Consider the following 20,272-nt stretch of genomic DNA (forward strand, 5'->3'; position numbering starts at 1 on the left):
AGCGGGGGATTATGCCACGGGCCCGTCCCGCCCAGGCTTGGCGGGGGACCCGGGCGCCGGCGGGGTCATCCCTCTCCGGTCCGGGCGGCGTAGAAGGACTCACGGAAGGCGGCAAAGGTTCCCTGCGCGATGGCCTCGCGCATCTGCGCCATCAGGCGCTGGTAGTAGCGCAGGTTGTGCAGGGTGCCCAGCATGGGGGCCAGCATCTCGTTGCAGCGGTCCAGGTGGCGCAGGTAGCTGCGGGTGAAACCGTTGCTGCAGGCGTAGCAGTCGCAGCCCTCCTCGATCGGACGCAGGTCGCGCTCGTACTTGGCGTTGCGCACGCGGACCGTGCCGAAGGAGGTGAAGTAGTGCCCGTTGCGCGCGTTGCGGGTGGGCATCACGCAGTCGAACATGTCGATGCCGCGCGTCACGCCCTCGACCAGGTCTTCCGGCCGGCCCACGCCCATCAGGTAACGCGGGCGATCGGCGGGCAGCTGCGGGCAGGTGTGCTCGAGCATGTGGTTGCGTTCGGCCTCCGGCTCGCCCACGGCCAGGCCGCCGATGGCGTAGCCGTCGAAACCGATGTCCATCAGCGCCGCCGCCGATCGCGTGCGCAGCTCCTCGTGCACCCCGCCCTGGACGATGCCGAACAGCGCCGCGTCGTTGCCCTCGTGCGCGCGCTTGCTGCGCTCCGCCCAGCGCAGGCTCAGTTCCATCGAACGGCGTGCGACGTCCTCGGTCGCCGGGTACGGCGTGCATTCGTCGAAGATCATGACGACGTCCGAATCCAGCACCTTCTGGATGCGCATGCTTTCTTCGGGGCCGAGGAAGACCTTGCTGCCGTCGGTGGGCGCGGCGAAGGTCACGCCCTGCTCGGTGATCTTGCGCTTGTGCGCCAGCGAGAAGACCTGGAAACCGCCCGAGTCGGTCAGGATCGGTCCGTTCCAGCGGGTAAAGCCGTGCAGGCCGCCGTGGTCGCCGATGACATCCAGGCCCGGCCGCAGGTACAGGTGGAAGGTGTTGCCCAGGATCATCTGCGCGCCCAGGTCGCGCACCTGCTCCGGCATGACGCCCTTGACCGAGCCGTAGGTGCCCACCGGCATGAAGGTCGGCGTTTCCACCGTCCCGCGCGGGAAGGTGATGCGTCCGCGGCGCGCGGCGCCGTCGGTGCGCAGCAGTTCGAACGACATGCGGCTCATGCCTCGCCCCCCTGCTCCGCCGGGAACAGCAGCATCGCGTCGCCGTAGGAGAAGAACCGGTAACGCTGGGCGATGGCGTGGTCGTACGCGGCGAACACGCGCGCCTTGCCGGCGAAGGCGGAAACAAGCATCAGCAAGGTGCTCTCGGGAAGGTGGAAGTTGGTGATCAGCGCGTCCACCGAGCGGATGCGGTAACCGGGCAGGATGAACAAGCGCGTCTCGCCGGCGTACGGCTGCAACTCGCCACTGCCGTCGTCGTTGCTGCGCATCGCGCTTTCCAGCGCGCGCACCACCGTGGTGCCCACGGCGATCACGCGACCGCCCGCCGCGCGCGTGCGCTTGATCTGCTCGATCAGCGCCGGCCCGACATTGAGCCATTCGCTGTGCATGATGTGCTGGTCGAGTTCGTCCACGCGCACGGGCTGGAACGTGCCCGCGCCCACATGCAGGGTGACGTGACCGAACTGCACGCCGCGCGCTTTCAGTGCCTCCAGCAGTTCCTCGTCGAAATGCAGGCCCGCCGTGGGCGCCGCGACGGCGCCGACCTCGCGCGCGAACACGGTCTGGTAACGCGTGTCGTCGTCCACGTCCGCGTCGCGCTCGATGTACGGAGGCAGCGGCAGGCGGCCGGCATGCAGCAGGTACTTCTCCAGCGATTCGGGGATGTCGAAGCGCAGGCGGTAGAACTCGCCGTCGCGGCCGAGCACTTCGGCCTCGCCGCCGGCATCCAGCACGATCCGCGCACCGGCCTTGGGCGACTTGCTCACGCCCAGCTGCGCGCGCGCTTCGAAGCCGCCGAGCATGCGCTCGATGAGGATCTCGACCCGCCCGCCGGTGGTCTTCTGCCCGAACAACCGCGCCGGGATCACGCGGGTGTCGTTGAACACCAGCAGGTCGCCCGGCTGCAGAAGGTCGGTCAGGTCGCGGAAGACGCGGTCCTGGAAGCCGCGGTCGTAGGCATCGCCGACGGCCGGCGGGACCACCAGCAAACGGCTGGCCGAACGCTCGGGCAACGGCGCCTGGGCGATCAGCTCGGGCGGCAGGTCGTAGTGGAAATCGGATTTCTTCAAGGCGGGGCCGGTGGAACGTGCAGCCGCCGGGGCTGCGGGACCGGCCATTGTAAGTGTTCCGGATCGGGCGGCCGTTTCCGTGGAAGGCGTGGCGGCGGTATCCCCGCCCGTGCCTCATCACTGCCCCCTGCCGCCCCTGCATCTCCGCTCGTGCCGGCATCTCTGCCCATGCCGTCATCCCCGCGAAGGCGGGGATCCACGCTGGCGGGCATCACGCTGACGGAGGGCGTGACGTGCGCGCTTGGGTTCCCGCCTTCGCGGGAACGACGGCTGGAGGGGTGGTGGCACCTCGCCCTCCAGGCTCACGCTCAGAATCACCGCTCGAACTTCGCCGAAAGAATGATCGCCGAGGTCGTCCGCTCGACCCCGTCGATCGCGCCGATCCGGTCGGTCAGCTCGTCCATCGCCTCCACCGACGGCGCCACGCCCAGGGCGACCAGGTCGAACGGCCCGCTCACCGAATGCAGCGAGCGCACCTCGGGCATCGCGTGTAGGGACGCGGCGACGGACGGCGCCTGCTTGGGCAGCACGGTGATCATGATGTGGGCGCGGATGTGGCCGCGTTCGGCGGCGTCGTGCACGCGCACGGTGTAACCCTGGATGACGCCCTCGCGCTCCAGCCGCTCGATCCGGCTGTGCACCGTGGTGCGGGAGAGCTTCAACCGGCGCGCGATATCGGCCGTGGAGGCGCGTGCGTTTTCGCGCAGGACCGAGAGGACCTGCTGGTCGGCATCGGTGATCTTCACGATTCGGCCCCTCCCGTCGTCGAAACGACGAAATTATCCCTTATTTCGTACAAATCGGTACTGTCGATCGACGATTTAATCCAGATAATGGACAACTTGCCGCCTGATTCGCCCCTGGAGGACCCCATGGCCGTCATCGACCGTCTCGCTCCCCTGCGCGCCCACGCGGGCCGCCACCGTACCCACGGCCTGGACGACGCCACCATCGCCCGCTTCGCCGCCACGCATGCCGAACTGATCGAGGCCATCGAGGCCGCCGAGCAGGAATACCAGCGCGTGAAGGACGAATTCGCCGACCTGCTCGACCTGGACGAGGACGCCCAGGTGCAGTCCGTGCAAGGCGGCTACGTCAACTTCTATCCGGACGATGCGGTGAACCCGTACATCGCCCTCGCCGCGCGCGGCCCGTGGGTGGTCACGCTGAAGGGCGCGGTCCTGCACGACTCCGGCGGGTACGGCATGCTCGGTTTCGGCCATGCGCCGAAGAACGTCATCGCCGCGATGGCCAAGCCGCAGGCGATGGCCAACATCATGACGCCCTCGCTGTCGCAGCTGCGCTTCGATCGCGCCCTGCGCGCCGCCATCGGTGCGCAGCGCGGCGGCTGTCCGTACGAGAAGTTCTTCTGCCTGAATTCCGGTTCGGAGTCCGTGTCGCTCGCCGCGCGCATTGCCGACGCCAACACCAAGCTGATGACCGATGCCGGCGGCCGCCATGCGGGCCGCACGATCAAGCGCGTCGTCGTGAAGGGCAGCTTCCACGGCCGCACCGAGCGCCCGGCACTGTATTCGGATTCCTCGCGCAAGACCTACCTGCAGCACCTGGCCAGCTTCCGCGGCGAGGATTCGCTGATCACGGTGGAGCCTTACGACGTCGACGCACTCAAGAAGGTGTTCGACGACGCCGACGCCAACGGCTGGTTCATCGAAGCGATGTTCCTGGAGCCGGTGATGGGCGAAGGCGACCCGGGCCGCAGCGTGCCGCCGGCGTTCTACGCCGCCGCGCGTGCGCTCACCCGCGGGCACGGCGCGCTGCTGCTCGTGGATTCGATCCAGGCCGGCCTGCGCGCGCACGGCGTGCTGTCGATCATCGACTACCCCGGCTTCGAACAGCTCGATCCGCCGGACATGGAGACCTACTCCAAGGCGCTCAACGCCGGCCAGTACCCGCTGTCGGTGCTCGCCGTGGGCCGCCAGGCCGCGCAGCTCTACAAGAAGGGCCTGTACGGCAACACGATGACCACCAACCCGCGCGCGCTCGATGTCGCCTGCGCGGTGCTGGCGCAGGTCACGCCGCAACTGCGCGAGAACATCCGCGTGCGCGGCGCCGAAGCCTTGCAGAAGTTCGAGAAGCTCAAGGCCGAGCTCGGCGGCCTGATCACCAAGGTGCAGGGCACGGGCCTGCTGTTCTCGTGCGAGCTGTCGCCGCAGTTCAAGTGCTACGGCGCCGGTTCCACCGAAGAGTGGCTGCGCGAGCAGGGCATCGGCGTGATCCACGGCGGCGTGAACTCGCTGCGCTTCACTCCCACCTTCACCATCACCAGCGACGAGATCGACCTGCTGGTGTCCATGGTCGCGCGCGCATTGCGGGAAGGCCCGCGCGCGCAGCAGGCCGCGGCGGCCTGATCCTCCCCCGACGCCGCCGCGAAGGCGGCGGGCGCCCCCACGCCCGCCGCCTTCGCCTGCTTTTTCAGTCTTCGGCCGTCCCGGCCGCCACACCGCTCGCCTTGACCCGTTGCGGCGCTGCCTGCTTCGGTACGCATGCCGCGTTGCCGGTGCCGGACTGCACATAGCGTTCGTACCTGCTCGACTGCGCGGCGAACGCCGTGCTCACTGCGGCCGCGAAGGCCATGCCTGCAACGGCACAACGCGTGTCGGGCCGCACGCCGCTCACTTCGTCCTGCACGCCGGCAACGACAGCGCCTTGGCGATGTCGCGCCAATCGAACGCCGCCACCGCCTGGTCGTCGTCCACCGCGTAGAACACGCCCTGCGGGAAACGCGCGTCGCCCGACTGATCCAGCCACACGCCGTCGGTGTTCGCCGTCTTCTTGCCGGCGAAGGCGCCCAGGTGCGCCAGCGTCACGCGGTCGAACACATGGAACAGGCTGCGGTCCTTGAACTGGTCCGTCGCGATCCAGAACCCCGTGCCGCCCGCGCAGCGCATCAGCGCCATGCCTTCGGCCTGCGCCTTGAACAGCTCCGCGCCGATGTCGCGGCCGCGGTAGCTGCCGTCCAACCCGTACTCGCGCAGGCGCGTGCCGGTGGCGACGTCTTCCTCGGCCAGCAGCAGGCGGTCGTGCTCGACGTCGCCGAAAACCGACTCGGCGATGCGGATCGCGCCGGCCTGCGTCGTGTCGCCGAAGGTTCCCATCAGGCGTGCATCCCAGCCCCCCGGCACGCGGCGCAGCTGATAGCGCTTGTAGCGCCGGTCGAGTTCGGCCAGCGGCGGCGGGAGGTCTTCGTTCTGCGGCGACATGTAGTTGTCGCTGACGATGACTTCCAGGCTGTCCTTCTGCGCACGTACCCACAGGCCGTAAGGCTGCTTCAGATCTTCAGCACCGAAAACGAGCAGCGGCTTGAAATCGGGCAGATGAAACATCTGCACGCGCTGGTTGTCGCGTTCGACGACGAGCACGTAGTCGTCGATCACCGCGATGCCGTTGGGACGCTGCATCTGCCCCAGCGCCGCGCCCGGGCCACCGACCGTGCGCAGCGTCACGCCGGTATCGCCGTCGTACACGACAAGCCGATCGCTCGCCTTGCCCGTGGCGATCAGCCAGCGCTTGCCGTCGGGCGCGCGCCAGCTCGCGGGCGAGTCGATGTTGTCCAGCGGCGTGGCCGCCGTGAGGAACGCTTCGGCGATCACCTTGTGCGCGATGCCGGCCTGGCTGAGCAGCGGATCGACCTCCATCGCCTCGTCCGGTTCGCGATCCTGCGCGCCCGGTGCGACGGCAGGCGTGGTGGTGCAGGCGCACAGGCATGACACGAGAGCGAGCGTGGCCAATCGCAGCGACATGGTTTCCCCTGGAAGACGCGTGAACAAAGCGGGAGTTTGTACGCGGCGATTGTGACGTTTCCGCGTCATGGCGATCGGGCGTCGCCGTCATATTTCCGCCACGCGAGATGCGTACAACACGCCGCTTCACAAGCATGCCGCTTGTCTTGCATGGGGATGCAACCTCGATGAAACGTAACGTGCTCGCCGCGACGATGTCGCGCGCATTGTGGTGCGCGCTCGTCGCGCCGGTCGGATTTTCCGCGTTCGCGGCCGAAGCGCCCGCCGATGCCTCGCCGGATCCGAAGCAACTCGACTCGGTGGTCGTGCAGGCCGACATCGCGTACCGCAACCGCACCGACGCGGTCGCGCCGGTGCTGTCGTACGACCTGGAATATTTTCAGCGCTTCGAACCGCTGACGGTGGGCGACATGCTCAAGCGCGTGCCGAGCGTCGCGTTCGTCTCCGACGTGCTCGAATACGACGGCGCGCAACTGCGCGGCCTGGATCCGGGCTACACGCAGATCCTCATCAACGGCAAGAAGGTGCCCGGCGCCGGCAACGACCGCTCGTTCTTCGTCGACCGCATTCCGGCCGAACTGGTCGAACGCATCGAAATCGTGCGCAGCACCAGCGCCAATCGCTCCGGCGATGCCGTGGCCGGCGCGCTCAACATCGTGCTGCGCGATGCGTACGAGTTCGACGGAAAGTACGTGCGCCTGGGCGCGCTGCGCTTCGACGACGGCGAAGTGAAGCCGACCTACGGCGCGGTGGCCAGCGGCGCGGTCGGCGAAGGCCGTCTGCTCGGCGGTTTCAACGTGCAGGGGCGCTACAACCCGAAGAACAAGCGCAGCGACCGCTTCGAGGAACCCGGCGGCGACTTCGTCGACCGCGAAGACCAGGCCGACACGCGCGACGGCGACGACTATTCGGCCAACCTGTCGTACACGCGCGACGTGGGCACCGGCCGCCTGTCGGTCGACGGCTTCTACGTGCGCACCGACCGCACCGAGACCGAGCATTCGCTGGAATACAACGACCCCACCAGCACCAGCCGCAACAACCTGCTCTCCGTCACCGACCAGGTCAAGAAGATCAAGCAGGACAACTGGTCGCTGGGCGTGGAGTACGCGTTCGACATGGCCGGCGGACGCACGGAGTTCGACCTGGACTACGCACGCTTCGATGACGACACGCGATCGACCGAAGAGCAGGACAGCTTCGACGACGAGGAAACGCCGCCGGAGTTCGACGAACGCGAAGGCACGCGCACGCTGACCGACACGCGTGACAGCGAAGGCACGTTCAAGCTGACGCACAGGCGCGGCGTGGGCGGGGCGATGTTCGAGTTCGGCGTGGACTTCATGGACAAGCGCCGCGAGACGACGCTGCAGGTCAGCGAAGTGTCGACCGACGAGGAAGGCGACGCGCTGCCGCCCTACGAGGAATTCGACCGCAACGACAGCCGCATCGACGAGACGCGCGTCGATCCGTACCTGATGTTCTCCGGCACCGCCGGCGCGTTGGCCTGGGAAGCCGGCCTGCGCTACGAGAGTACCGACGTCGACGTCGCCTTCGACGACGACAGCGCGTCCAACGACTACAGCACCCTGCTGCCGTCGGCACACCTGAAGTGGGACTTCACCAGCGCCGACCGCCTGCTGCTCTCGCTGGGCCGCACGGTGCGTCGTCCGAACTTCGACCAGATCCTGCCGCTGACGCTGGAGGAAGAGTTCGGCGACAACGACTTCACCGGCAACCCGACGCTCGACCCCGAACGCGCCTGGGGCGTGGATTTCGGTTACGAGCGGCGCCTCGGCGCGCGTGGCGTGTTCGGCGTCAACGTGTTCTATCGCGACGTGAAGGACCTGATCGAGATCGTCAACACGGGCGAGCCCAGCGCGACCGCGCTGGATGATTTCGAGGACGAGGTCGAGGAGTTCCTCGACGAGAATCCGGGCGCCACGCCGACCACGCCGGGCTATCCGCAATTCGATCCGGACAGCTTCGTCTACACCGCGCGCAATGTCGGCGACGGCAGCGTGTACGGCATCGAGTTCGACCTGTCCACGCCGCTGACCGCACTGGGCCTGCCGGACACGGGCTTGTTCGTGAACTACTCGTGGCTGGACAGCAATGTCGACGACGCCTTCGGCGAACGCCGCTTCAACAACCAGGCCAAGTACGTCTACAACGTCGGCTTCATTCAGGACCTGCGCGATTGGGGCATGTCCTTCGGCGCCAGCTACCGCCGCCAGGGCGATGCGTATTCGCGCATGCTCGCCGAGGAAGTCTCGACGCACTACGACGGCGACCTGGAGGTGTTCGTCGAGAAGCGCTTCGGCGATCGCATGTCGCTGCGGCTGACCGGTTCCAACCTGCTGGACGCGCACAAGGACGAGGCGTTCCACAAGTTCGACAACGCCGCCGACCAGCTCGACCGCGACTACGACGAGTTCGAGCTGGAGACCGAAAACTCCGGCCCGGTGTACCAGCTGATCATGCGTTACTCGTTCTGATCGCCCACGCCGGACACCCGCACGATGCGGGCGTCCGGCTCAGGCGATGGCGTGCGCGAGCAGCGCATGCATCGGGACCACCAGGCGCCCATCGCGCAGTTGCTGGCGGATGGGCGCCGCCATTTCGGCTTCGGCCGCGCGCGTGAGTTCCGCGCGCGCGCGATCGTCCAGGTGCTGCGTGGCGGGAATGGCGGCGGCGATCACGTCCACTTCCATCGCAACGAAATCGTTTGGATCTGGAAACGTCGCCGGCATCGAGTGCGTACGGATCTCCACCGACGAGAACCCCGCCTCTTCCAGCAGCGAGCGCAGCACCTGCGCGTCGCTCAACGCGAACGGGGCGGCCATCGCGGGGATGCCGATCAGGCGCACCAGCACGTCGTTGAAGTGCGACCAGAAAGCGTGGTGCTCCAGCCCTTGCCAGGTAGTCAGCGCCAGCCGCCCGCCTGCCCGCAGCACGCGCCGGATCTGCGCCAGCGCCGCCGCGCGATCGGGCACGAACTGCAGGCCGTGCTGGCACAGCGCGAGGTCGAAGCTGCCGGCGTCGAACGGCAGCGCGGTCATGTCGCCCTGCTGCCATTGGATGTCGAGGCCTTCGCGCTGCGCAGCGTCGCGGGCGACCTCGAGCATGGCCGGGTTGAGATCGAAACCGACCACGCGCCCGCCGCCGCCCATGCGAACCGCCGCCAGCCGGGCGACGATGCCGGTGCCGCAGGCCAGGTCGAGCGCGCGCTCCCCGGGCGCGGGATGCGCGATGTCCAGCAGCACGTTGGCCCACGGCCGGAACAGCGCCGGCACGATCTCGCGTTCGTAGGTGACGGCAGGATTGGCCATCGTGCCCTCCTTCGCTGCGCGCGGCGAACGCCACCGGGGCGGACCCTACGCCCGCCGGGGGAAGGACCGGGTGAAGCACGGCGCCTTTGCGCTAGGCTGTGCGCCATGAAAATCGTCGAAGTCCGCCACCCGCTGGTGCAGCACAAACTCGGCCTGATGCGCGTGGGCGACATCAGCACCAAGGAGTTCCGCGAGCTCGCCTCCGAGGTCGCCACCCTGCTCACTTACGAGGCCACCGCGGACCTGGAAACCGAGGAAGCGGTCGTGCAGGGCTGGGCCGGGCCGGTGAAGACGCGCCGCATCAAGGGCGCGAAGGTCACGCTGGTGCCGATCCTGCGCGCCGGCCTGGGCATGCTGCCGGGCGTGCTGGAGCTGATTCCGGCGGCGAAGGTCGGCGTGGTCGGCCTGCAGCGCGACGAGCGCACCCTGCAACCGGTGGGCTACTACGAGAAGCTCACCGGCCGCATGGACGAGCGCACGGCGATCATCCTCGATCCGATGCTCGCCACCGGCGGCACGCTGGTCGCCACGGTGGACATGCTCAAGGCCGCCGGGTGCCGGCGCATCAAGGGACTGTTCCTGGTGGCCGCACCGGAGGGCCTGCGCGTGCTGGAGGCCAAGCACCCGGACGTGGAAGTGTTCACCGCGTCCATCGACGAGCGCCTCAACGACGTGGGCTACATCCTGCCCGGGCTGGGCGACGCGGGCGACAAGATTTTCGGCACGCGGCATAGCGGGTAGTTGGCGAAGTCGCGCTTCGCGCGCCCCTCTTCCGCCCCGTCGGTTTCCGCGAGGGGAGACGGCAGCAGCAACAGCAGCTGCGGCGGCGACAGCCAGCAACTCGCACGAAATGCCCGGCGCTTCCCCTCTCCCCTTGCGGGAGAGGGACAGGCCGCCGAAGGCGGCCAGGGAGAGGGGTATGGCCGCCGGAAGCGTCACGCTCGACGCTCTCCGTCCGGCGGCTCACCAGTTGTTGCGGCCGTCCATCTTCTCGACAGTGATCTGCGACCAGTCCAGATCGTCCACCAGGCGCAGATTCACCGCGTAGATGCGCGCTTCCGGCACGGTGCCGGCAGTGAAGCCTTCCTTCGCGCTGCCGTCGGGGTTGTAGGCCGACGCCCAGTCCGGCGAATCGCCCCAGGTGTGCATGCCGCAGCGGCCACAGAAGTGGTGGCGGTTCATGCCGCTGGCCGAGTAGGTCCGATCATCCTCCTGCGAGAGGAAGGTCAGTTCACCCGGCGCGAAGTACGCCCACACCGCGCCCGTGCGGGCGCAGAAGCTGCAATTGCATTCCTTGGCCGAGCGGGGGATGTCCGCCGCCTGGATCTTCGTGGCGCCGCAATGGCATGAGACGAGAAAGGTCACGTCGAAGCTCCGTCTTCAGGGAGCCCCATTATCGGACGGGGTGCTGACAGGGGATGTCAGCAGCGGCAACGCGCCCCTGCCGACGCTCAGCGTGCGGCGCTGCGACGGCGCAGTCGACGCCAGACCAGGCCGATGGCGGCCAGTACGACCGCGCCGGCCAACAACCAGGGCAACAGCTTGCGGTCTTCGTTGTCGGGGAGCTCCACCACCGTGGACGCACGTTCGCCGCTGAGCGCCTGCGCCGCCGCGACCGGCGTCAGCTGCCAACGGCCACCGCGCAACTCCACCTTGCCATCCAGCGGCGGCAGGTGGAGTTCGCGCCAGAAAATGCGCAGGTCGCCGATGCCGGGCTCCAGCGGATTCTCCGCGCTGCCCAGGCCGTCGCCTTCCGGCTGGAACGATGCGGCCAGGTTCGCCGGCAGGCGCGAAAAGTTCGGTCGGAACACGCGCCACTGCCCCAGCGTCTGCAGCACCGACGGATCGATCGGCTTTCCATCCAGCCTCGCGTCCTGCGCCAGCCAGCGTCGGCCTTCCAGCGGAAGCTTCGCCGGATTCTGGTGGCCGGGGGCGAAACGCGAGGAGTCGATCGGCCCGGCGCTCCAGACCTGCGTGTAGCCGCCGGCCTGCGCGCGCCACTGGTACATCTCGACCTGGCGGTCCAGGCCGAACTGGTGCGTGACCACACCGAAATCCCGATCACGCAACGCCTGGCCCGGCGTCGGCGGATCCATCGGCTCTTCGCCGGCATCGGCCTGCGCGAAGGCCGCGCCCATCAGCAGCGCGAAGACCAGCGACAGCGCGAACGCCGCGCGCCTGGACTTCATGCGGCCAGCGCCCTCGCCTGCAACTCCGGCACTTCGTGCGCGGTGCCGAACTTGCCCTTCTCGTCGCGCACCACCTGAGCAAGCGCGCACTGCGGATCGTGGGTGAAGAACAGATGCACGTTGCGGCGCAGCTTGTCGGTGAGGAAGGCCTTCTTCTCGTCGATCAGCAGTTCGGCGTTGCGGTCGTAGCCCATGGTGATGGGCACGTGCACCCACGGACGGCCGGGAATCAGATCGGCGCAGAACACCACGCCGCCGTGCGACTCGCCGTCGACGCGATCGGGACCGACGATTTCCGCAAGCATCAGCCCCGGCGTATGGCCGTCGCTGTAGTGGAAGCGCACGGTGTCGCCGAGCGCGTCGGAATACTCGCCGTCCACCAGTTCGAGTCGGCCGGTGGCTTCCAGCAGCGCGGGCAGCTCGGGAATGAAGCTGGCGCGGTCGCGCGGATGCGGTTCCAGCGCGCGCTCATAATGGCGACGGCCGACGATGTAGGTGGCGTTGGGGAACAGCAGCGTCGGCGCCTGGCCTTCGCTCCACGGCGCAAGCAGACCGCCGGCGTGGTCGAAGTGCAGGTGCGAAAGCACGACGACGTCGATGTCCTCGGGCTTGAAGCCGGCCTGCGCCAGCGATTCGACCAGGACGTGGCGATCCTCGACCACGCCGTAACGCTCGCGCAGCTTGGGTTCGAAGAATGCACCGATGCCGGTCTCGAACAGCACCGTCTTGCCATTGAGCGGCGAGGCAAGCAGCGCGCGACAGGCCAGCGCGATGCGGTTCTCGTCGTCGGGCGTGGACCACTTGGCCCACATCGCGCGCGGCGCGTTGCCGAACATGGCACCGCCGTCGAGCTTCTGGCTGTTGCCGAGGATGGACCAGAGTTTCATGGCGGCACCGTTGCGTGTGACGGGTTGATTTTAGCGCTGCGGGGGTTGAATTCGAATAGAACGTAGAGGGCGGTGATGGCGCATGGCCCCTCCTGCGTCGCATTTGCCTCTTTCCCGTCATCCCGGCGAAGGCATCGCCGCTGCGCGGCGACGCGTCGGATCGTCACTTCACCAGCACATCCGCCTTGCCCACCGGATTGCGCGGATCGGTGCCGCCTTCCAGCGTGTTGGTGCGCTTGTTCCACGACACGGTCTGCAGGTTGCCCCAGGTCTTCTCGCCCGCGTTCACCTTGTGCCCCATTGCTTCCAGCGCCTTCACCGTTTCCGGCGACAGGGCGCCCTGCTCGGCGGTGATGACATCGGGCATCCACTGATGATGGATGCGCGGATGCGCGGCGACCTGCTGCGCGGTCTTGCCGTCGTCGTAGGCGAGGATGCCGATCAGCACTTCGGTGATGATGCGGCTTCCGCCCGGCGCACCGAGCACGGCGAGTTCGTCCTTCGACTCGATCCAGCTGGGCGTCATCGAACTGAGCATGCGCTTGCCCGGCGCCGGTGCGTTGGCGGCGAAGCCCATCACCCCGAAGGCGTTGGGCGTGCCGGGGCGCAGCGCGAAGTCGTCCATCTCGTCGTTGAGCAGCACGCCCGTGCCCGGCGCGACGAGGCCCGAGCCGTACAGCAGGTTCACCGTCTGCGTGGTCGAGACGCGATTGCCGTCGGCGTCGATGATGGAGAAGTGCGTGGTCTCGTCGTCTTCCAGCGGCGCGGGCTGGCCCGGCAGCAGGTCGCTCGGCGTGGCCCTCGACGGATGGATGCTGGCGCGCTGGCCGGCCGCGTACTCCGGGCTGATGAGGCGCGCCACCGGCATCTTCACGAAGTCCGGATCGCCCAGGTAAATCGTGCGGTCGCGGAACGCGCGGCGCATCGACTCCACGATGAGGTGCGTGCGCGTGGCTTCATCGAGCTTGGCCAGTTCCCAGCCCGAGAGCATCTGCAACATCTGCGCGATCGCCACGCCGCCCGACGACGGCGGCGGCGCAGTGGTGATGTCCCAATCGCGATACTTGAAGTGCAGCGGCTCGCGTTCCTTCACGCGATAACCGCTGAGTTCCTCGGCCCGCCAGTGGCCGCCCTCTTCCTTCACCGATGCGAGCAGCCTGGACGCGACTTCACCCTTGTAGAAGCCGTCGAAGCCCTTCTCGCCCAGTAGCTCCAGCGTGCGCGCCAGATCGGGCTGCTTGAGGATTTCGCCCGCCGTCGGCGGCGTGCCGTCGGCGAGGAAAACCTCACGCGTGCCGCGGTAACGTTCCATCACGGCGCGGCGGCTGGCGTAACCGCGCTCCAGTCGCGGATAGACCTCGAAGCCCTCGCGCGCCACGCGAATCGCCGGCGCCAACGCGGTCTTCAGCGGCAGGCGGCCGTACTTCCGCGAAACATGCACCAGTGCGGCGGGCAGGCCGGGAATACCCGCCGACCACGGGCCATTGGTGGCGCGATCGTTGTCCAGCTGCCCCTGCGCGTCCAGGAATGCCTGCGGCGTGGCGGATTCGGGCGCGGTCTCGCGCGCGTCGACGAACACGTCCTTTCCGCTCTTCGCATCGTGCAGCAGGAAGAAACCACCGCCGCCGATGCCGGAGCTGATCGGCTCGACCACCGACAGCATCGCCGAGACAGCGACCGCCGCGTCGAACGCGTTGCCGCCCTGGCGGATCATCTCCATGCCGGCGTCGGTGGCGAGCGCGTGCGCACTGGCGATGGCCGCACCGGGCGGCTTGGCGGCGGTGGATTTCGTGGCGGCTTGCTTGGGAGCCGCGGTCAGCGGTGACGTCGCGAGAAGCATCAGGCTGGCGGTGAGAAGGGTCCGGCTTGCCAGCGCACGCAACGTCATTCGCATCAGGTGTTCTCCTGCTGCAGCTTCGCCAGCTTGGCCAGCAGCTGCTCGTTGGATTCGGGATGGTCCGGGTCGGGGTCGATGCATTCGACCGGACAGACGACCACGCACTGCGGTTCGTCGAAATGGCCGACGCATTCGGTGCAGCGCGCCGGGTCGATCACGTAGATCGTCTCGCCCTGCGAAATCGCCTGGTTCGGGCAGGCCGGTTCGCAGACGTCGCAATTGACGCAGAGCTCGTTGATCTTGAGGGACATGCGGGGATTGTCGCATGCGGACGCGGGACGGGGCCTTGCGCGAATGGACGCTGTGTTCCGTTCCCTCCCCTGCTTGCAGGGGAGGGTTGGGGAGGGGTGAAGTCAGGCGCGGCAACGCACGGCACTCGCGCCCCTCCCAATCTCCCCTGCTCTCCGGGGAGCTGGAAAAAACAAAACGGGCCCGCGATGCGGGCCCGTTCCGGATCCCGGCTCTCACCGGGATGACGTTGCGCCAAGGCGTGGCCACTGCGCGGCCACGCGGCGGAGCGTCACTTGGCTTCGAAGAACTCGAACTTCGCGCCCGACGGCTCCACGGCCGCCTTCACGCGCTCGGCGTCGGCCTGCGCGCCGATGAACATCACGCGCACGCCCTTCATCGTGCCCGGCTGGGCCTGGGCGAACGACGCCACGGCCAGGTCGGCCGACTTGGCGGAGTTCTGCGAGCCGTAGGCCAGCAGCGTGCCGTCGACGCCACCGCGGGCCACGTCGCCCTGCGCCTTCTCCAGCTGGCGGTCGTACTCGCCCTGGAAGTCGGCGCCGGCCGGGTCCGGCAGCGTGTACAGGTAGACGTTGGTCGCACCTTCGATGTTGCGCTTGACGACCTCGGTCAGGTAGGTGTCCCACGCGGTGCTGTCGGTGGTGGTCGGCGCGGCCAGCGCGGTCTCGGCGACGGCGGTGGTCTGCTCGTCCTTCTTGTTGCACGCGGTGAGCAGCGGCATCGACAGGCAGGCGATGAGCAGCAGGCGGGTGGTGGTCTTCATCGGGGTTCCCCTCGTCTTTCGAGTGTTGGTGTTGGAATGGTGAAGCGTTCGATCCGATGGTGCCGGATCAGCGTGTACTGCGTTGCCATTGCGCCTGCAACGCCGTCGCGACCGCTGGCGGCACGAAGCCGGAGACATCGCCGCCGAGGCGGGAGATCTCGCGCACCAGCGAGGAGGAAATGAAGCCGTACTGTTCTGCGGGGGTGAGAAACAGCGTCTCCACGTCCGGGATCAGGTGGCGGTTCATGCTCGCCAGCTGGAATTCGTACTCGAAGTCCGACACCGCGCGCAGGCCGCGCAGCAGCACGCCGCCGCCGACTTCGGCCACGAAATGCGCCAGCAGCGAGTCGAAGCCGCGAACTTCCACATGCGGGTGATGGGCGACGGCCTGGCGGGCCAGGTCCACGCGCAGCGCCAGCGGCAGCGCCGGTCCCTTCGCCGTGCTCTCGGCCACGCCGATGATCAGGCGTTCGAACAACGGGGCGGCGCGGTCGACCAGATCGATATGGCCGTTGGTAATCGGATCGAAGGTGCCGGGGTAGACGGCGATTCGGTTGCGGGCCACGGTCATTCGGAGGTCATGCACGGGCGCCGGAATCCGGGCTGGCCGGCGCGGCCGGCAGTGTAGCAGCGGCGGCGGCGCACCGGCGGCCGGCCCGTACGGCATCAGGGCGTCCGGCGGTAGAGCGCGTAGCGCACCTCGCGGGTGCTGCCTTCGCGGTGCAGGCGCCAGTCCGGCGGGACCGCGAAGGCCGCCTCGTGCGGGGCCTCCACGTACAGCCAGCCCTGGGGCCGCAGGACCCGCGCCACGCCCGGCAGCACGGCCTCCCACAGTCCGGCCGCGAAAGGCGGGTCGACGAAGGCCAGGTCGAATCCCTCCGCCGGCTGCGAATCCAGCCAGCCCCGCGCATCGGCCTGGATCACCGACGCCGCCTCGCCACCGGAAAGGCGCGCGGCGGTCTCGCGCAATGCCGCCGCCAGTGCCGGATCGCGTTCGACCAGGGTGGCGCCGGCCGCGCCGCGCGACAGGGCTTCCAGCCCCAGCGCGCCGCTGCCGGCGAACAGGTCCAGCACGCGCGCGCCGGGGAGCATCGGCATGAGCCAGTTGAACAAGGTTTCGCGCACGCGGTCGGAGGTCGGTCGCAGGCCGGCCGCGTCGGGCACGCTCAGGCGCGTGTTGCGCCAGCGGCCGCCGATGATGCGGACCTTGCCCGCGCCGGAGGGCGCGGCGGGCGGACGTCGGGACGCTTTGTTCATCGGGGCTGCGCGAGGGCCGGTGTTAGCATGTGCGCATTCTCGCGCATTCCCCCACGCCGCCTCGATGTTCGACTTTTTCCGTCGTAAAAAGCCCCAGACCCCGGCCGACGCGGCAAAGCCCGGGAGCGCGCAGGAGCACTACAGCATCGAGGAACTGGCCGCGGCATTTCCGTCGCGCGAAGCCGATGCCGATGTGCCGGCGCCGGTGGAATCCGCCCCCGTCGAAGCCGCTGCGGTCGAGGCCGTCGCTGTCGAGGAGGCCGTCGTCGAAAGCACGCCCCTCGCCGTCGAACCCGTTCCAGCCGAGGTGATCGCCGCCGCGCTGGAGGTCGAGCCCGTCGCCGCGCCCGACCTCGCCGCCGCGCCCCTCGCGCCGTCGCCGACGGTCGCCCCCGCCGCTCCCGGCAAGCCCGGCTGGCGCGAGCGCCTGCGCGGATCCACGTTCGCACGCAGTTTCAACGGCCTGTTCTCGCGCCATCCGCGCCTGGACGACGACCTGCTCGACGAGATCGAAACCGCGCTCATCACCGCCGACGTCGGCGTGAGCGCCACCACGCAGCTGATCGAATCGCTGCGCAAGCGCATGAAGGCGCGCGAGTTCGCCGACGCCAATGCCCTGCTGGCCGCCCTGCGCGCCGATCTGCTGGCGATGCTCAAGCCCGTCGCGCAGCCGCTGCAGATCGACACCGAAGCGAAACCTTTCGTGCTGCTGACCGTGGGCGTCAACGGCGTCGGCAAGACCACGACCATCGGCAAGCTCGCCAAACGCTTCAAGGACGAGAACCGCCCGCTGATGCTCGCCGCCGGCGACACGTTCCGCGCCGCGGCCGTCGCGCAATTGCAGGCCTGGGGCGATCGCAACGGCGTGCCGGTGGTAGCGCAGGGACAGAACGCGGATGCGGCGTCCGTCGCCTTCGACGCATTGCAGGCCGCCAAGGCACGCGGCACGCAGGTCCTGATCGCCGACACCGCCGGCCGCCTTCATACGCAGCAGGGCCTGATGGCGGAGCTGGGCAAGATCAAGCGCGTGCTGCAGAAACTGGACGCCACCGCGCCGCATGAAGTGCTGATGGTGATCGACGGCACCACCGGCCAGAACGCGCTCTCGCAGCTGCGCCAGTTCCATGCGGCGGTCGGCGTGACCGGGCTGGTGGTGACCAAGCTCGACGGCACCGCGAAGGGCGGCGTCGTGTTCGCACTGGCGCGCGAGTTCGGCATTCCGATCCGCTACGCCGGCATCGGCGAGCGACCGGAGGACCTGCGCGTGTTCGACGCCGAGGCCTTCGTCGACGCGCTGCTTCCCGAATCCCTCGGCGCCTGACGCGGCGCCGGCACCGCATGGCCGCGCCGGAACCGCAAGCTTCACCACACGCGCCCCCACGGCGCCGGCGCCGCATCGCGCTGGTCGCCCTGGTGGTCGCACTGGCGCTGCTCGCGTTCGCATTGCACTGGGTCTCGCGGCCCAGCCGTGTCGCCGGGTTGATCCTGGCGCAGGTGGGCAACGCGCTCGGCCTGGAGATCACCGCCAGCGGCGCCAGCGAATACCGCCTGCGTGGCACGCCGATGCTGGCGATCCGCGATGTCGTCGCGCGCCAGCCCGGTGCGAAGACGCCGGTGCTGCGCGCCGAACGCATCCAACTGGAACTGCCCTGGTCGACGATCCGCGCGCGCGGCGCCGACCTGACGGTGCGCCGCATCGAACTGGACGCACCCGAACTCGACCTGGCCGCGCTGCAACGCTGGCAGGCGACGCGGCCGCCGACGAAGGAAGTACGCATTCCGACTTTGACCGACGGCCTGCAGATCGTGCGCGGTCGGGTGATCGGCGACGGCTGGCGCGTGGAGGCCATCGACGCCGACCTGGCTTCGCTGCACCCCGATCGCGCCGCGCGTGCACGCTTGCGCGGTCGTCTCGCGACGGGCGAGGTGCGCGTCCCGTTCGACGTGCATGCGGCGCTGACGCGTCCGGCTGCGCGCGCCGGGCTGGGCGTGGTCGGGCAGGTCACCGTGCAGTCGCAGACGTGGACGATGCCCATGCGCACGCGGCTGTCCGGACGCCTGCACAACGGCGACGACGGCATCGGACTGGATGGCATGCGCCTGGGCGCCGACGCCAGCTATCGCAACGACGACACCGATCTGGGCTTTACCTACGGTCTCGCCGGTCCGGTGCGTTTTCACGGCGGCGAACTGCGCGTGGTGCCATTGGGCGCGGTCGTGTACGGCACGGGCGTGATTCCCAGCCTTCAGGCGGCCGGCGCGCTGTCGTTCGGCGACACGCTCGCGCTGCGGCTCGACGGCACGATGTCGTCATGGCCGCGTGCGTGGCCGGCGCTTCCGGCGCCGTTGATCGCATCGACCTCGCCCCTGCCCTTCGTGCTCGAATACCGCGGCCGCGCCGATTTTTCCGACACCACGGCGCTGCGCCTGCAACGCGATGCGACGCGCTTCGATGGTCGGTTCAAGTTGCCGTCGTTCTTGCGCTGGCTCGACTTCATCGACCGCGGCACGCCGCTGCCGCCACTGGACGGACGCCTGACCAGCCCGAAGATCGAAATCGCCGGTGCCACGTTGGAAGGCGTGGAAATCGATTTCGCCCAAGACGCGACCCCATGACGAAACCCGGCACGACACGCGACTTCCCTGCACGCCTGCTCGCGTGGTTCGACGTGAGTGGCCGTCACGACCTGCCCTGGCAGCATCCGCGCACGCCGTACCGCGTGTGGCTGTCGGAAATCATGCTGCAACAGACGCAGGTGAAGACGGCCGCGCCGTATTTCGAACGCTTCGTCGCCGCATTGCCGACCTTGCGCGATCTTGCACAGGCGCCGTTGGACGACGTGCTCGCGCTGTGGTCGGGTCTGGGCTACTACGCCCGCGCACGCAACCTGCACGCGGCCGCCAAGCAGTGCATCGAACTTCACGGTGGCGATCTTCCGCGCGACCTGGACGCGCTGACCGCATTGCCGGGCGTCGGCCGCAGCACGGCGGCGGCCATCGCATCGCAGGCGTGGAACGATCGGCACGCGATCCTCGACGGTAACGTTAAACGCGTGATGAGCCGTTATCACGGCATCGACGGCTACCCCGGTCTTCCGGCCATCGAGAAGAAGCTGTGGGCGCTGGTCGATACGCACGTCGCCAGTCCGCAGCTTCCCGATACGCGCCTGGCCGACTACACGCAGGCGCAGATGGACCTGGGCGCGACGCTGTGCACGCGCGCCGACCCCGCCTGCGTGCTATGCCCGCTGCAGGACGACTGCATCGCGCGCCGCGAAGGTCGCACGGCGGAATTGCCCACGCCCAAGCCGGGCAAGACACCGCCGCAGAAATACGCGCACGTGCTGTGGGCCGAAGACGCGCAGGGCCGCATCCTGATGCAACGCCGTCCACCGACCGGCATCTGGGCATCGCTGTGGACGCTGCCGCAGGCCGACGACGCGACGGCCGCGCGCGGCTGGTTCGACGAGCACCTGCGCGGCGACTACGACAGCGCACACGCATTGCCACCGATCGACCACGCCTTCAGCCATTACAAACTGCAGCTGCATGCCGTGCGCATGCGCGCCGAACCGGGCGACCGGATCGGCGACAATGACGCGCTGCGCTGGGTCGCCCGCGAGGAACTATCCTCGCTCGGCATTCCCGCGCCGATCCGCAAGCTGCTCACGAACCAGGACGCCTGA

The 20,272-nt window shown here is 68.7% G+C and carries 20 protein-coding genes; 6 read left to right on the forward strand and 14 right to left on the reverse strand.

All coding sequences use genetic code 11. The features are described from left to right. Positions 1 to 65: 65 nt before the first annotated feature. From tgt to AAFF32_RS17090, 3 genes are all read right to left on the reverse strand, one after another. Positions 66 to 1,181: a tRNA guanosine(34) transglycosylase Tgt gene (tgt, locus tag AAFF32_RS17080; protein WP_342315841.1), complete on the reverse strand. Its 1,116-nt coding sequence runs from the start codon at positions 1,179 to 1,181 to the stop codon at positions 66 to 68. After that, complete coding sequence (queA, locus tag AAFF32_RS17085) at positions 1,178 to 2,251, reverse strand: tRNA preQ1(34) S-adenosylmethionine ribosyltransferase-isomerase QueA (RefSeq protein WP_216962784.1); 1,074 nt, start codon at positions 2,249 to 2,251, stop codon at positions 1,178 to 1,180. The genes tgt and queA overlap by 4 nt, the downstream gene beginning before the upstream one ends. 314 nt (positions 2,252 to 2,565) lie before the next feature. Further along, on the reverse strand, positions 2,566 to 2,997 hold the full coding sequence (locus tag AAFF32_RS17090) for an Lrp/AsnC family transcriptional regulator (RefSeq protein ID WP_216962788.1): 432 nt from the start codon (positions 2,995 to 2,997) through the stop codon (positions 2,566 to 2,568). 126 nt (positions 2,998 to 3,123) lie between these two features. On the opposite strand from AAFF32_RS17090, the gene AAFF32_RS17095 reads away from it, so the two are divergent. Further along, positions 3,124 to 4,620 (forward strand): aminotransferase class III-fold pyridoxal phosphate-dependent enzyme, encoded by a 1,497-nt coding sequence (locus AAFF32_RS17095; RefSeq protein ID WP_342315842.1) that lies wholly within the window; start codon positions 3,124 to 3,126, stop codon positions 4,618 to 4,620. A 64-nt stretch (positions 4,621 to 4,684) separates the two neighbouring features. Here the strand turns inward: AAFF32_RS17095 and AAFF32_RS17100 are convergent, their stop codons facing one another. Both AAFF32_RS17100 and AAFF32_RS17105 read right to left on the reverse strand, forming a co-directional pair. After that, complete coding sequence (locus AAFF32_RS17100) at positions 4,685 to 4,846, reverse strand: hypothetical protein (RefSeq protein WP_216962794.1); 162 nt, start codon at positions 4,844 to 4,846, stop codon at positions 4,685 to 4,687. Positions 4,847 to 4,884: 38 nt separating this feature from the next. Continuing rightward, positions 4,885 to 5,907 carry a phytase gene (locus AAFF32_RS17105; RefSeq protein WP_342317302.1) on the reverse strand — a complete coding sequence of 341 codons (1,023 nt, stop codon included), beginning with the start codon at positions 5,905 to 5,907 and terminating at the stop codon, positions 4,885 to 4,887. A 272-nt stretch (positions 5,908 to 6,179) separates the two neighbouring features. Here AAFF32_RS17105 and AAFF32_RS17110 point away from each other — a divergent pair, with 272 nt between their 5' ends. Continuing rightward, complete coding sequence (locus AAFF32_RS17110; RefSeq protein WP_342315843.1) at positions 6,180 to 8,510, forward strand: TonB-dependent receptor; 2,331 nt, start codon at positions 6,180 to 6,182, stop codon at positions 8,508 to 8,510. Between the two features lie 39 nt (positions 8,511 to 8,549). Here the strand turns inward: AAFF32_RS17110 and AAFF32_RS17115 are convergent, their stop codons facing one another. Then, positions 8,550 to 9,344: a methyltransferase domain-containing protein gene (locus tag AAFF32_RS17115; RefSeq protein ID WP_342315844.1), complete on the reverse strand. Its 795-nt coding sequence runs from the start codon at positions 9,342 to 9,344 to the stop codon at positions 8,550 to 8,552. A gap of 105 nt (positions 9,345 to 9,449) precedes the next feature. Between AAFF32_RS17115 and upp the strand changes: the two genes are divergently transcribed. Beyond that, positions 9,450 to 10,085, forward strand: a complete 636-nt coding sequence (upp, locus tag AAFF32_RS17120) for a uracil phosphoribosyltransferase (RefSeq protein ID WP_216962807.1) — start codon at positions 9,450 to 9,452, stop codon at positions 10,083 to 10,085. A 222-nt stretch (positions 10,086 to 10,307) separates the two neighbouring features. Here upp and AAFF32_RS17125 read toward each other — a convergent pair whose 3' ends face one another. The 8 genes from AAFF32_RS17125 to rsmD form a co-directional block, all read right to left on the reverse strand. After that, entirely contained in the window at positions 10,308 to 10,709 is a 402-nt protein-coding gene (locus tag AAFF32_RS17125; RefSeq protein ID WP_342315845.1) for a hypothetical protein, read from the reverse strand. A gap of 86 nt (positions 10,710 to 10,795) precedes the next feature. Next, positions 10,796 to 11,533, reverse strand: coding sequence for a TMEM43 family protein (locus tag AAFF32_RS17130; RefSeq protein WP_216962814.1), 738 nt, complete (start codon positions 11,531 to 11,533; stop codon positions 10,796 to 10,798). Then, positions 11,530 to 12,420 (reverse strand): MBL fold metallo-hydrolase, encoded by an 891-nt coding sequence (locus AAFF32_RS17135; RefSeq protein ID WP_216962817.1) that lies wholly within the window; start codon positions 12,418 to 12,420, stop codon positions 11,530 to 11,532. Before AAFF32_RS17135 ends, AAFF32_RS17130 begins: the two co-directional genes overlap by 4 nt. Positions 12,421 to 12,583: 163 nt before the next feature. Further along, positions 12,584 to 14,260, reverse strand: coding sequence for a gamma-glutamyltransferase (gene ggt, locus AAFF32_RS17140; protein ID WP_342317303.1), 1,677 nt, complete (start codon positions 14,258 to 14,260; stop codon positions 12,584 to 12,586). A 53-nt stretch (positions 14,261 to 14,313) separates the two neighbouring features. Continuing rightward, positions 14,314 to 14,568 carry a YfhL family 4Fe-4S dicluster ferredoxin gene (locus AAFF32_RS17145; protein WP_216962823.1) on the reverse strand — a complete coding sequence of 85 codons (255 nt, stop codon included), beginning with the start codon at positions 14,566 to 14,568 and terminating at the stop codon, positions 14,314 to 14,316. A gap of 269 nt (positions 14,569 to 14,837) precedes the next feature. Next, positions 14,838 to 15,329, reverse strand: coding sequence for a hypothetical protein (locus AAFF32_RS17150; RefSeq protein ID WP_216962827.1), 492 nt, complete (start codon positions 15,327 to 15,329; stop codon positions 14,838 to 14,840). 67 nt (positions 15,330 to 15,396) lie between these two features. Continuing rightward, complete coding sequence (coaD, locus tag AAFF32_RS17155; protein WP_216962842.1) at positions 15,397 to 15,900, reverse strand: pantetheine-phosphate adenylyltransferase; 504 nt, start codon at positions 15,898 to 15,900, stop codon at positions 15,397 to 15,399. Positions 15,901 to 15,995: 95 nt separating this feature from the next. Continuing rightward, complete coding sequence (rsmD, locus tag AAFF32_RS17160) at positions 15,996 to 16,493, reverse strand: 16S rRNA (guanine(966)-N(2))-methyltransferase RsmD (protein WP_342315846.1); 498 nt, start codon at positions 16,491 to 16,493, stop codon at positions 15,996 to 15,998. On the opposite strand from rsmD, the gene ftsY reads away from it, so the two are divergent. From ftsY to mutY, 3 genes are read left to right on the forward strand one after another with little or no spacing between them, the layout of a single operon-like run. Continuing rightward, the gene (gene ftsY / locus AAFF32_RS17165) at positions 16,426 to 17,907 is read left to right on the forward strand and encodes a signal recognition particle-docking protein FtsY (RefSeq protein ID WP_342315847.1); all 1,482 of its coding nucleotides are present in this window, start codon (positions 16,426 to 16,428) and stop codon (positions 17,905 to 17,907) included. The genes rsmD and ftsY overlap by 68 nt on opposite strands. A gap of 17 nt (positions 17,908 to 17,924) precedes the next feature. Beyond that, the gene (locus AAFF32_RS17170) at positions 17,925 to 19,202 is read left to right on the forward strand and encodes a hypothetical protein (protein WP_216962863.1); all 1,278 of its coding nucleotides are present in this window, start codon (positions 17,925 to 17,927) and stop codon (positions 19,200 to 19,202) included. Then, a complete protein-coding gene (gene mutY / locus AAFF32_RS17175) occupies positions 19,199 to 20,272 on the forward strand; it encodes an A/G-specific adenine glycosylase (RefSeq protein ID WP_342315848.1) in 1,074 nt (357 codons plus the stop codon). Before AAFF32_RS17170 ends, mutY begins: the two co-directional genes overlap by 4 nt.

The organism is Lysobacter sp. FW306-1B-D06B, assembly GCF_038446665.1.
Classification (GTDB): Bacteria; Pseudomonadota; Gammaproteobacteria; order Xanthomonadales; family Xanthomonadaceae; genus Lysobacter_J.